This window comes from Mycobacterium sp. SMC-13 (assembly GCF_045311035.1).
Lineage (GTDB): Bacteria > Actinomycetota > Actinomycetes > Mycobacteriales > Mycobacteriaceae > Mycobacterium.
Genome location: NZ_JBJIAI010000012.1, coordinates 189,926 through 201,834, shown reverse-complemented (window position 1 = coordinate 201,834; position 11,909 = coordinate 189,926). Strand labels below are relative to the sequence as shown.

Annotated in this window: 11 protein-coding genes; 6 read left to right on the top strand and 5 right to left on the bottom strand. The window is 65.0% G+C overall.

What is annotated here, in order from left to right:
• The 5 genes from ACJH6I_RS19180 to ACJH6I_RS19160 all read left to right on the top strand — a co-directional run.
• Nucleotides 1–280, top strand: a 280-nt coding sequence (locus ACJH6I_RS19180; protein WP_406784404.1) for a WXG100 family type VII secretion target, incomplete at its 5' end; no start/stop codon positions are given.
• A 72-nt stretch (nucleotides 281–352) separates the two neighbouring features.
• Nucleotides 353–1,201 (top strand): hypothetical protein, encoded by an 849-nt coding sequence (locus ACJH6I_RS19175; protein WP_406784403.1) that lies wholly within the window; start codon nucleotides 353–355, stop codon nucleotides 1,199–1,201.
• Nucleotides 1,198–2,355 carry a hypothetical protein gene (locus ACJH6I_RS19170; protein ID WP_406784402.1) on the top strand — a complete coding sequence of 386 codons (1,158 nt, stop codon included), beginning with the start codon at nucleotides 1,198–1,200 and terminating at the stop codon, nucleotides 2,353–2,355. Before ACJH6I_RS19175 ends, ACJH6I_RS19170 begins: the two co-directional genes overlap by 4 nt.
• Nucleotides 2,356–3,906: 1,551 nt before the next feature.
• Complete coding sequence (locus tag ACJH6I_RS19165) at nucleotides 3,907–4,725, top strand: secretion protein EccK (protein WP_406784401.1); 819 nt, start codon at nucleotides 3,907–3,909, stop codon at nucleotides 4,723–4,725.
• On the top strand, nucleotides 4,722–5,468 hold the full coding sequence (locus tag ACJH6I_RS19160) for a hypothetical protein (RefSeq protein WP_406784400.1): 747 nt from the start codon (nucleotides 4,722–4,724) through the stop codon (nucleotides 5,466–5,468). The genes ACJH6I_RS19165 and ACJH6I_RS19160 overlap by 4 nt, the downstream gene beginning before the upstream one ends.
• An 11-nt stretch (nucleotides 5,469–5,479) precedes the next feature.
• Here ACJH6I_RS19160 and ACJH6I_RS19155 read toward each other — a convergent pair whose 3' ends face one another.
• The 5 genes from ACJH6I_RS19155 to ACJH6I_RS19135 form a co-directional block, all read right to left on the bottom strand.
• Nucleotides 5,480–5,851, bottom strand: a complete 372-nt coding sequence (locus ACJH6I_RS19155; protein WP_226520508.1) for a heat shock protein transcriptional repressor HspR — start codon at nucleotides 5,849–5,851, stop codon at nucleotides 5,480–5,482.
• Nucleotides 5,848–7,032 carry a molecular chaperone DnaJ gene (gene dnaJ, locus ACJH6I_RS19150; protein ID WP_133428483.1) on the bottom strand — a complete coding sequence of 395 codons (1,185 nt, stop codon included), beginning with the start codon at nucleotides 7,030–7,032 and terminating at the stop codon, nucleotides 5,848–5,850. The genes ACJH6I_RS19155 and dnaJ overlap by 4 nt, the downstream gene beginning before the upstream one ends.
• A gap of 28 nt (nucleotides 7,033–7,060) precedes the next feature.
• Nucleotides 7,061–7,708, bottom strand: a complete 648-nt coding sequence (grpE, locus tag ACJH6I_RS19145; protein ID WP_133428482.1) for a nucleotide exchange factor GrpE — start codon at nucleotides 7,706–7,708, stop codon at nucleotides 7,061–7,063.
• Complete coding sequence (gene dnaK / locus ACJH6I_RS19140; RefSeq protein ID WP_226520507.1) at nucleotides 7,705–9,567, bottom strand: molecular chaperone DnaK; 1,863 nt, start codon at nucleotides 9,565–9,567, stop codon at nucleotides 7,705–7,707. The genes grpE and dnaK overlap by 4 nt, the downstream gene beginning before the upstream one ends.
• Nucleotides 9,568–9,758: 191 nt before the next feature.
• The gene (locus ACJH6I_RS19135) at nucleotides 9,759–10,406 is read right to left on the bottom strand and encodes a pyridoxamine 5'-phosphate oxidase family protein (protein ID WP_226520506.1); all 648 of its coding nucleotides are present in this window, start codon (nucleotides 10,404–10,406) and stop codon (nucleotides 9,759–9,761) included.
• Between the two features lie 77 nt (nucleotides 10,407–10,483).
• Between ACJH6I_RS19135 and ACJH6I_RS19130 the strand changes: the two genes are divergently transcribed.
• Nucleotides 10,484–11,908: a PLP-dependent aminotransferase family protein gene (locus ACJH6I_RS19130; RefSeq protein WP_318984678.1), complete on the top strand. Its 1,425-nt coding sequence runs from the start codon at nucleotides 10,484–10,486 to the stop codon at nucleotides 11,906–11,908.
• Nucleotide 11,909 lies beyond the last annotated feature (1 nt).

Genomic DNA, 11,909 nt, shown 5'->3' with positions numbered 1-11,909 from the left:
CGGACTCGGCACCGACCGAATCAACTGGAACGGAGGTCGCCTGAAACAAGCCGATCCACAGGTATTGACAATTCCTCCCGAGGAGCGCGCTCGGATTCAGATGGTCAGCAGCGACATCTGGCACGGCACCGCTCGTGAGGGGTGGCAAGCTGCCGAGCGTTCGTGGGGTGAGAAGGCCGACGCTGCGCTGGAAGCCTTGAACAAGCTGATCGGCGCCATCCAGGGCGGTCATGATTCGATGGAATCCGCCGAGGGGAAGCTCAAGGGCAAGTTCGGCTGACCGACTCAGGGAGGGGAATTCGGTGTCGAGTAGTCACCGTCCGCTGGGGGCGCATCGCAGGGCGGGCAGCAGATGACGCCTACGTTGAAGGTTGATACAGCCCAACTCGCGGCTGCCGGTCAAGCGTTTCAAGCAGCGTCGGACGCGGTGCCGGCTGCTCCGGCTTTCTACATTCCGCCCGCTGCAGATGCGCTGTCGTCTGCCGCGGCGACCAATGCCCCAAAGTTCGCGGACCCGATAACGACCGGCTTGCCCAAGCTGAAAACCGAGACCGCGGCCTATGCAGCGAACGTCAAGGACGCGGCGTCCACGTACGCGACGACTGATCAACAGGCCGCGGCAGACGTGCTGAAACAAAAGCTCGATGATCCGGCAGGCCAAGGGTCTGGCGGCGGCGGTGGCGTGCCAGGCGGTGGCGGCGGGGCGGGCTCACCCGGCGGCGCCGCCAATTCGGCCAAAGCTGGCGCAACGTCCGCGACCGCATCGGGCGCGACAAGTGCCGGCGGGGATCCGATGAGTCAGCTGAGCCAACTTGGCCAGATGGGCGGCCAGATGCTGCAGATGCCTATGCAGATGGCCCAGGCAGCGGGAGCAATCCCGCAAGCGGCGATGCAGATGGCCCAGCAAGTGGGCCAGCAGATCGGCCAAATGGCTGGCAAGAAGGGCGAGTCCGACAAGGACAAGCCAGAAGACGCTGCGCAGAAAGCTACTGACGACAAGAAAGCCGACGAAGAAAAGAAGTCGGCAGACGACAAAGACAAGTCGCAGGCGCAGTCCGAGAAAGCGCAGCCGAAGGCTCCGGTCGAGGGCAAGCATGCTGCAGCGCCGATCCACGGTTCAAGCGCTCCCCCCGTCCCCCCGTCTTCGTCTGCACCACGACACGCCGCACCGACCCGACCCAATGTGGAGGAACAACTGTGACCCAGCCACCGCAGTCCGGCCCGTGGGGTGCTCAGCCCCCGCAGCAGCCCGGAAACTGGCAGGGCTACCCCGGTGGACAACATGGGCCGGGTCCGCAGGGGCAGTGGAACCCGCTACAGCAGTGGCCGAATCCAGCTCCTGCTCCTCAGAAGAAGGGCCCGCTGAAGTGGGTCCTCGGTGCTATTGCCCTGATCGCTGTCATCGCGGTCACCGCCGTGGTGGCGGTGTCATGCGCGGGTGGCAATGGTTCCAACAATGGGAACGGCGGCGGTACACCATCACCGGGTTCGAAATCCGACATCGCTAGCGCTAACGACACTGGACCTGTTTCGGTGATAACCGAGGACCCGTCGTGTGCGCCGTGGGGTCCGATTAATGACACAGTCGCAAACATCGAGAAAAACGGATGGGACAAGCGCGATCCGTCAATCTCTTCAACCGCGTGGAGCCCCGAGATGCAAACGCTCTATCAAACTGTGGGAACGGCGATACGTAACGCAGCAGATCAGACTGTACCCCTGATTAAGCTGACAACCCATAGAGTAATGCGTGAGCTCTTTCAGCAGTATGTCGCCTATTCACGCGCGTTCGCAGACCGCATACCAACGTACACGATTGCGGACAATAATCTGATTGTTGCTGGCGCTACACTTGGTTCTGTCATTAGCGGCATTTGCCAGTCTATAACGTTTGGCTCTGCCGCAGCTCGCGGGCCGCTAGTGCCCAGCGCGAAGGAACCGCAAAACACCCCTATGCTTGGCGAAATCGACAAGCCGACACGCTTTATTGAAGAACATAACGAGACGTGCACAGAATGGAAGGAAGCAGTCGACCAACTGACCGCTGACCCAGCTTTCGCCGCATGGATAAAAGAAGATCCCAACCTACCGGCAAGCAGTTGGCCGCCCCAATATCTTGCTGAGAACGATGCAGTCAAGCCGGTACTCGGTAGATTCGCTGACACCTATGAAAGACTTGGCCGGCAGAGCTCAAACGCTGTGATGGAAGATTTTGGCGTATTGGCTGCTCAATATGGGCGGGCATACATTACGGCCCTCCCCACTTACACCCAAGCAGATCAGTACTTATACACGGTTTTCCGCAAGACACCCGGTGCCGTGAGCGCCGCATGTGAGGCTGCAGGGGCAAATTAGATGGGTGACCAACCGAAGCCGACTGGCGCTGACGACATGTTGGAACCCGGTGCTTGGCCCGAGGCTAGCGAGAGTCGGTTTCAGCAAGTTGCGCAGGATTGCGTCAATACGCTTCAAAATCTCGTTAACAACGCATCACGGCCGTGGGATGCCAAACAGCGTGATACCTTCCGCAACGGAGGCGGGATTTGGTCGGGCGATACGGCGGGGGCTGCCGGCGAAAAAGGAAGCAAGCTTCTCGGCCAATTCACGGAAATGCAGCATGCGCTGACCAATGCCGCGAACTGGAATTACGATATCGCTAGCGCCATCGCCGGCGCAAAATCAAAAATTATCAACAACGTCGGTGCCGCAATTTCGTACATCAATAGCTTGGCAAGCGACGACCCAGACTATGACACGCTTGTCAGCAATAGGAAAAAGCAGTGCTATAAAGAGAATTTGAGTATTGTCGCGGATGCTGCGGCAGGTATCGTGGCGCCGGCTGCCTATAAACCTGCTATGAGCGAGCACGACCTCCTCACAAACGGACTGCCGCCACTTCCATCGGCCTCACAACCACCAGCGTCCGCATCACCGCCAACGGTCGGGCGCGACGGCGGTGGACCAGCCTCTGGGACCCAACAGCCGGAAACAAAGCCGAATGCCCCTGGCAGCCCTGCACCAGGAACCGGGCCAACTGCACCGTCGAGCAGCGGTCGCGATACCGACGGAGGGCCGCAATCGGATACCCAACAGCCAGAGACCAAACCGCTTACCACTGTTACCCCTCCGCCAGCGGCTGCGCACCCTGGCACTCCCGCCGTTCGTGAAGCTCCTGGCAATCCGGCTTCGGCGATACAGCCAGGCATGGATGCTCCTCTGCCACCATCGCCTGCTCCGGGCGCCAGCGCACCTACTCCCGGCAATGTCTCGGGCGGTGGCACGGTCACGGGGCCACTGCAGCCCGGGGTTAGGCCTGCAAACTCCACCTCCACAGGCGGTGGCACGACCACGACCACGGGCGCCGGAAGCGGCACTTCTGCGGGTGGCCTCGGCGGCACCACTGGTGGATCCGGCACGCCCCAGTCAGGAAGCCCGACCGGCCAGCCGACCGCAGCGCAGCAGCCGGGCGGCCAACCGAACAACCCTCTGCAGCAAGGGCTGCAGCAGTTCGGCCAGGGTCTGCAGAGCGGCGCGGGTAACACTTCACAACCGCTGGCGGCAGCCCAACCGGCGACGCAACAACCCACTACGCCGCCGCCCCCGGCAACCCCGACTGGCGCAGCTGGCGGCACGTCCGGGACGAGTGCCGCTCCCGTCGGCGCCGCGTCGGCGGCGGGCGGTGGCGGTTCCGTCGGCGGGCCAGCGGCTGCAACACCGGCCGCGCCGGCAGCACCGTTGGGCCCTGCTCCGACGCCTTCTCCGGCGGCACCGGTTTCACAACCCGGACAGGGCGGCCCTGTCGGACCAACAGGTCCAGGTGTCGCCGCGGCCGGTACGAGTAACCAGCAAGCTGCTGCCGCGGCCGCGCCGATCCCGGTCAGCCCGGCGCGCGCAGAGCGCGACGCCATGGCAGCGGCCGCCAAAGCCGGCCTGCTGCAACGTAAGTCGGCGGGAAACACCGACGCAGATATCGAAATCGCGCGGCGCATTTCCGCGGCATTGCATGCGCCGCCGTCTATTCCGGCGGCCAGCTATCAGTTTGTGTGGGCAGTCGGTGTCACGTCCGAGGGGCAGATACTGGCGGCCAACTCGTACGGGATCGGCTACATCCCTGACGGGGTGAAGCTCCCGGGGCAGGTGACGCTGGTCAGTGCGGATGAGGCAATCTCGCCGGCTGAGCGAGGCCGCTGGGTGAATGTTCCGTTCCTCGCATTACAAGGCTGGGCGCAGTTCCACGGCAAGACGCTTCGCGCGATCATCGGCACGCCTGACGAGGTGAAGCCCTACAAGTCGAGCATGCATGCCGAAGAGTTGGCACCTGATGACATTCCCGCCGATGGCACCATGCAGGGTCGGTCACGGCTGCAGGTGATCGCGCCGGAAGCAGCTGCGCGACTGGAGGAATGGTCTGACGTCACGCTGTACGAGGCGCTGCCGCCTCGACCGGTGCAGGATGCCCCACCCGACGCCAAGCAGACGATGAAACTCTGGGTGGAGACCATCAAGCCGCTACTGCGCACCACCGGTACCAACGGTCCGGTCGATCATCTGACCAAGCTCATCGCTTACGCCGACCACATGCAGAGCATCGAGCTATATAAGGCTTACACCGCCCCACATGTGGCCGCACAGCGCGAAGCAATGTCGGACTGGATTTACTGGCAACATGTTTCGTCGATCTGCCAGGACGCCACGAATCCTGTCCTTGGCAGTGTTCAAGCGTGAGCGACCAAGGTGACGGGTGGGAGCGCACTGCCGTCCAGCCGTTCGAAGTCTTCCCCGAGCTCTATCGGCACATGGACACGCAACTGCAGTCGGCGATCGCCAGCGGCGATGACGCCAGTCACGCAGCCGTGATTGGTGCTGGCAGTCGTGAGGTAGTTGAGCGAATCGCGCATCTACGTGAACCATGGGTTCTGAACATCGACGCGGACGCCACAATCGCGTCGATCGACCGGCACGCAGTAAAGCTATTCGAGCGCGGTGCGCCAGATATCGGAGAATGGGTCCAGCGCATCCTCGATCATTGGCGGCGGCAGCGGTCCTGGTTCAACGTAACCGTCGACGCCGTCGCCAGGGCTGGCGATAGTGAACTGAACCGCGTCATCCTGGCGTCTGCCGACTGCATCAGACGCGCCACATTTGCGTTCTTGGACGTCGACTTTGGCCCTATCCCACCGCTGTCGAACGACCCGTTCTATGGGGTATTGCTTGCCGCTGGCGAAATTTTCACAACCCACCGCGACCAGGTTCCGCTTCGGGTGCAACTCGATCGCGTCGGCGGGCTAGCTGCCACACCCGAGCACAACCCGTGGGTGGCAGCACTTATCGATCAAGAACTCGTGATTTACCGTCGGCTCTATCGAGAGTTTTTCCAACTTTTGGAACAAACCGGCATGTTCGACGACCGCGAAGACGACCGCGAGTTCTTCTGCACCCCTGACGAGGTGGACCGCCAAACCCGTTGAACCGCTGGGGTTCAGCTCCGCTGCGAATTCCCCCGCCGCCGCGGTTCCCACAGCACCAGCGCCGTGCTGGGCTTGCGGACGCGTTCGAGTTCGGCGGTCACCTCGGCGAGCCTGGCCTGCAGCGCCTCGACCTGATTCGTCAGCTCGATGATGCGCTTGATGCCGGCCAGGTTGACGCCTTCGTCCTGGGACAGGCGCTGCACCTCGCGCAGCAGGTCGACGTCGTGCTGCGAATAGCGCCGACCGCCGCCCGAGGTGCGTTGGGGGCTGACCAGGCCGAGCCGGTCGTATGTCCGCAACGTCTGTGCGTGCATACCGGCCAGCTCGGCGGCCACCGAAATCAGGAAGGTCCGCGCTTCCTCTGTCTTACGCCGGGCACTCATAGCGACCCCGCCCAACCGGCCCGCGGATCAAATCCACTGGCCCGCTCTGCTTTTGCGTACGCCTCAAGCGCCTCCGCCGCTTCACCCTCGAGGTTCGGCGGCACAGCCACCTTGACGGTGACCAGCAGGTCGCCATGACCGCCGTCGCTGCCGCGCTTGGGCACACCGCGCCCACGCACGCGCAGGATGCGGCCGTCGGACGTGCCCTTGGGCACCCTGACGCCAACCTTGCCTTCCAGCGTCGGCACGGAAAGCGTTGTCCCCAATGCCAATTCATGGAAGCTCACCGGAACGGTGACGGTGAGATCGTCGCCGTCACGGCCGAACACCTTGTCGGGCCGGACGTGCACGGTGACGTACAGGTCGCCCGAGGGCGCCCCGCGTAGACCCGCTTCGCCCTGCCCGGCCAGCCGGATGCGCTGACCGTCGGTGACACCCGGAGGGATGCGCACGTTGATGGTGCGCGTCCGGGTGGAGACGCCGGTGCCTTTGCACTCGTCACACGGGTGCTCGATGATCGAGCCCGTGCCGCGGCATTCGGTGCACGGCTCCGAGAAGCCGAACGCACCTTGGTTGCGGTTGATGACGCCGGCGCCGTTGCAGTTGGGGCACACCTTCGGGCTGGTGCCCGGGCGCGCGCCACTGCCGTGGCAGTTGGTGCAGGGTGCCGGGCTGGTCAGGCGCAGCGGCATGGCCACGCCCTTGGTCGCTTCCAGGAAGCTCAGCTCGGTTTCGGTTTCCAGGTCGTTGCCGCGGCGCGGCCGGCTGGGGCGCGGCTGCTGCGCGCCCCGGCCGAACAGGCCGCCGAAAAGGTCACCGATGTTGGCGCCGCCGGTTTGCCCAGCCTGGTCGAACAGGTCGCCCAGGTTGAACTCCGACGCGTCGCCGCTGAAACCTCCGAAGCCGCCTCCGCCGCCGCTGAACCGGCGGCCGAATCCACCGTTGGCGAAAAGCCGCCGGGTTTCGTCGTATTCGGCACGCTTGGTGTCGTCGGTCAGGATCTCCTTGGCCTCGGTCGCCGCTTTGTAGCGTTCCTCGGCCGCGGGATTGTTCGGATTGCGGTCCGGATGGTTGTCGGCCAGCACCTTGCGCGCGGCGCGCTTGATCTCATCCTTGGTGGCGTCAGAGGTGACGCCGAGTTCCTTGTAGAAGTCCTTCTCGACCCATTCACGTTGAGCCATGTCGCGTCACCTCCTCAGCGTCGCTCGGTTACTCGTTTGATTCTGATTTCTGTTCGGTCGCAGCGTCGGTATTGGCGGGCGTGTCGGGCGCGTCAGCTGCGGGTTCGGCGTCGACGACACCGACCAACGCGTGCCGCAGCACCTGCTCACCGAGCTTGTAGCCGCGACGCATGACAGTGCCCAACACCGGGTTGGAGCCGTCGCCCTCGTGCTGAACAGCCTCGTGCAGCGACGGGTCGAACGCGTCGCCCTCGGCGCCGAACGACGTCAGCCCCAGGCCCTCCAGCGCACCGGAAAGCTTGTCCGCCACCGACTTCAGCGGTCCGGACTCCAGATCGCCGTGGGCGCGGGCCCGCTCGAGGTCGTCGAGCACCGGCAAGAACTGGTGCACGACAACCGCTTTGGCCCGCTCGGCCGCGGCCTGCTCCTGACGGACCGACCGCTTGCGGTAGTTGTCGTACTCGGCCTTGAGCCGCTGCAGGTCTGCTTTCAGCTCGGCGGCTTCGTCGGTCACCGGAGCCTCCGCGGCCTCGCCACCTTGACCAGTGGCCGGGGAGCCCGGCGCCGACCCCTCAGGGGCCGACGCCGGAGCGCCCTCACGCGGTTCGCCGGTTTCCGGATCGATGCGCCGCTTGTCGGTGATGGTCACCGGCTCGTGCGAATCGTCCTGGCTCACTTGTTCTCCTGATCGTCCTCGACAACCTCGGCGTCCACGACGTTGTCATCTGCGGCGGCGCCACCCGGAGCACCCGCACCGGCGCCGGCGGCCTGCTCGGCCTGAGTGGCCTCGTAGATCGCCTGGCCCAGGGCCTGGCTCTCGACGCCCAGCTTCTCCATGGCCGTCTTGATGGCGGCGATGTCGGTACCGGCGAGCGCGGTCTTGGCCTCGGCGATGGCACCGTCGACCTTGGTCAGCGTCTCCTCGGGGACCTTCGAGCCGCCCTCGGCTTCACGCTGGTCCTTGACGAACTTCTCCGTCTGGTAGACGAGCGACTCGGCCTGGTTGCGGACGTCGGCCTCTTCGCGACGCTTCTTGTCCTCTTCGGCGTGCGCCTCGGCGTCCTTGATCATCCGGTCGATCTCCTCCTGGGACAGGCCGGAGCCTTCCTGGATCTTGATCGTGTTCTCCTTGCCCGTGCCCTTGTCCTTGGCGGTCACGTGCACGATGCCGTTGACGTCGATGTCGAAGGTGACCTCGATCTGCGGCACACCGCGCGGGGCCGGCGGGATGCCGGTCAGCTCGAAGCTGCCGAGCAGCTTGTTGTGCGCGGCGATCTCACGCTCGCCCTGGAAGACCTGAATCTGCACCGACGGCTGGTTGTCGTCGGCCGTGGTGAAGGTCTCGGACCGCTTGGTCGGGATGGTGGTGTTGCGCTCGATCAGCTTGGTCATCACGCCACCCTTGGTCTCGATACCGAGGGACAGCGGGGTGACGTCAAGCAGCAGAACGTCTTTCACCTCACCCTTGAGCACACCGGCCTGCAGCGCGGCGCCGACGGCGACGACCTCGTCCGGGTTGACGCCCTTGTTGGGCTCCTTGCCACCGGTCAGTTCCTTGACCAGCTCGGTGACGGCGGGCATACGGGTCGAGCCACCGACGAGGACCACGTGGTCGATGTCGGAGACCGAGATGCCGGCGTCCTTGATGACCTGCTGGAACGGCTTACGGGTGCGGTCCAGCAGATCCTGGGTGATGCGCTGGAACTCCGAGCGTGTCAGCTGCTCGTCGAGGAACAGCGGGTTCTTGTCGGCGTCGACCGTGATGTACGGCAGGTTGATCGAGGTGCTCTGGCTCGAGCTCAGTTCGATCTTGGCCTTCTCGGCAGCCTCACGCAGACGCTGCATGGCCATCTTGTCCTTGGTCAGGTCGATGCCGCTGGTGCCCTTGAACTTCTCCACGAGCCAGTCGACGATGCGCTGGTCCCAGTCGTCACCACCGAGGTGGTTGTCACCGGAGGTCGCCTTGACCTCGACGACGCCCTCGCCGATTTCCAGCAGCGAGACGTCGAAGGTGCCGCCACCGAGGTCGAAGACCAGGATGGTCTGTTCCTTCTCGCCCTTGTCCAGGCCGTAGGCCAGGGCGGCCGCGGTCGGCTCGTTGACGATGCGGAGCACGTTCAGGCCGGCGATCTGGCCGGCTTCCTTGGTGGCCTGACGCTGAGCGTCGTTGAAGTACGCCGGGACGGTGATGACGGCGTCGGTGATGTCCTCACCGAGGTACGCCTCCGCGTCGCGCTTCAGCTTCTGCAGCGTGCGCGCGCTGATCTCCTGCGAGGTGTACTTCTTGCCGTCGATGTCGATGGTCCAGTCAGTACCGATGTGCCGCTTCACCGAACGGATGGTCCGGTCGACGTTGGTCACTGCCTGGTTCTTCGCGGGCTGGCCGACCAGCACCTCGCCGTTACGCGCGAACGCGACGACCGACGGGGTGGTCCGGGAGCCCTCAGAGTTGGCTACGACGACGGGGTCGCCGCCCTCCAGCACCGAGACGCAAGAGTTGGTGGTCCCGAGGTCGATACCGACCGCACGAGCCATAGTGATGCCTCCTGATAGACATTGTTGGGTGATCTGAGCGAACTGCGCTCAAGCTTGCTATCGGACGAGGCCGTCTGTCAAGCCGAACTTGAGTCTGTTGCACTCAACTTGTTGTCGGTGAGTCCAACCTGGGCAGTTCGCGATCTATTCCCGATTCCCCAAAAATGTCCATCCGGGGCCATCAACGCTGGTCAGGCACCTCCAGCAGCGACCATTGCCCGCACCGAGTCCGGCAATTCGGCCGTCGACCACTCCGCCCGCCGGGGCTCTCCGTACGTGACGGAGAACGGCACGACGCCCGCCCACGCATCGGTTTCCTCGTCGGGCTCCGCGACCGGGCCGCCGTTGACCTTGTAGACCCAGTCGCCGTCGACGATCGGCAACGAGATGACGTTGGTCGCCGCGACTTCCTTCGGCAGCATCGCGCGCACCTCGGCGGTGCGGCCCGGGATCAGCAGCTCACTGAAGCGCTCGAGCAGAGCCGCCCGATCCTCCCGGCGAGCGGGTTCCACCTCGCCGTACAGCACCGCGGATCGGTAGTGCACCGAAGAGTCAAAAGTGCTGTGCGCCACCACAAGTGCATCCATGGCCGTCACACAGAAGGCAACCTGCTTCCCTGTGCCCTTGGTACCCAGCGTGCCCGCACCGGTCGAGCCGTGGATGAGAATCCGGTCGCCGTGCCGGACGTACAGCGTCGGCACCGCGAGCGGCCGGACCTTGCCGTTCGGACGGGCCACATCGCCGACACTGAGCACGCCCCACCACTGCCCATCGAGGAACTCCTCGAGAGCGGCGCGCGCCGTGGACTGACGACCGTACTTACGGGTGACCTTTTCCATGAGTCCAGATCACCATGATTGCGGCCTCATCGAAATAGCCAGAAATACCGCTTTTGGCAGGCCAGTATTCTGGCTGAGTGGCGCGGCACACGCGGGCGGTACATCTGCCCCTCGATCTCACCGACCTCAGCGCCAGGGCCATCGCGAGCCAGCTGGTGGGGTTGATCGCCGCCGGGCAGGTCGGCGACGGCGACTGGCTGCCGTCGACTCGCGCGCTCGCCCACGAACTCGGCACCTCGCGGACGATGGTCGCGTCCGCCTACGACGAACTGGTCGCCGCCGGATTTCTCGAGGGGGTGCCCGGCGCCGGAACCCGGACAACCGTCGGCGCCACGGCAGCCGCCCGTGCCGGACTGTCCAGCCGCGCCCCGCGCCTGGAGAAGACGCCCTCTGCGCCCGCCGCGCATGCCGCGGCGCACCGAACCGATGCCGTCGACCTGCGCCCAGGCTCCCCGGACACCGGTCTCATCGACATGCGGGCATGGACCCGCGCGTGGCGGGCCGCGGCGTCGACCCGACCGACGACGCTCTCGCCGTGGCAGGACACCGACGATGCCTTCACCGCCGCCATGTCGCGCCACCTGCGCACCAACCGGGGTGTCGATACCGACACGGTCTTCGACGTCCCCGGATCGACCGCGGCATTTCAGACACTGGCGGCCGTAAGTGGCCTCACCCGCTGTTATCTCGAATCGCCCTGCTACCCCGCCGCCGCCGACGAATTCAGCCGCGCCGGCTTGGATCTGGTTTTCGTCCCCGTCGACCACGATGGGCTCTGCGTCGACAGGCTCGGTGACGACCCCGGCATCGTCTACACCACACCGGCTCACCAGTACCCGCTCGGACACCGGCTCTCGGTGAATCGGCGCGCCGCGTTGGTCGCGTGGGCCAAACGGACCGGGTCGATCGTCATCGAGGACGACTACGACGGCGAGTTCCGCTACGGCGTTGCGCCACTTCCCGCCATCCGGTCGATTCCCGGCGCCGGAGAACACGTCGCCTACGTCGGTACCGCCTCCAAGATGCTGGCGCCGAGCCTGGGCGCCGCCTGGCTGGTACCGCCACTGCCCCTGCACGACGCGGTCCAGACTTACCTTCGCGAGCACCGCATCGCGGTCTCCACCGTCACGCGCACGGCCCTCACCGCCTTGATCACCGGCGGTGAGTTGCAGCGGCACCTGGCGCGAGCAAGTCGCGAATACCGTTGCCGCCGAGACATTCTCATCACCGAACTCGAGGCATGCTGCCCCGACCTGGAAGTTCTCGGCGTCCAGGCGGGGCTGCACGTCGCCATCCTGCTGCCCGCCCACCACCGCGACCGCGACATTGCCGACAAGCTTGCGGTCGAGGGCCTGCTGGTCTCGCCGCTTTCGACTCTTCCTCAGCACCCCGGCTCCGAAATAAACGGCATCGCAGTCAATTTCGCGCAGATCGACCGCTCGACCGCCAGGCGCTTCGCCGAATGCACTGCTGCAGCTCTCGCGCAGGGCGCACCATGGTGAG

Excerpts from the sequence above, each read along its gene's own strand:
- ACJH6I_RS19155 (WP_226520508.1), bottom strand. The coding sequence starts at position 5,851 with ATGAGTGCCCGGCGTAAGACAGAGGAAGCGCGGACCTTCCTGATTTCG.
- dnaJ (WP_133428483.1), bottom strand. The coding sequence starts at position 7,032 with ATGGCTCAACGTGAATGGGTCGAGAAGGACTTCTACAAGGAACTCGGC.
- ACJH6I_RS19165 (WP_406784401.1), top strand. The coding sequence starts at position 3,907 with ATGGCAGCGGCCGCCAAAGCCGGCCTGCTGCAACGTAAGTCGGCGGGA.
- ACJH6I_RS19135 (WP_226520506.1), bottom strand. The coding sequence starts at position 10,406 with ATGGAAAAGGTCACCCGTAAGTACGGTCGTCAGTCCACGGCGCGCGCC.
- ACJH6I_RS19175 (WP_406784403.1), top strand. The coding sequence starts at position 353 with ATGACGCCTACGTTGAAGGTTGATACAGCCCAACTCGCGGCTGCCGGT.
- dnaK (WP_226520507.1), bottom strand. The coding sequence starts at position 9,567 with ATGGCTCGTGCGGTCGGTATCGACCTCGGGACCACCAACTCTTGCGTC.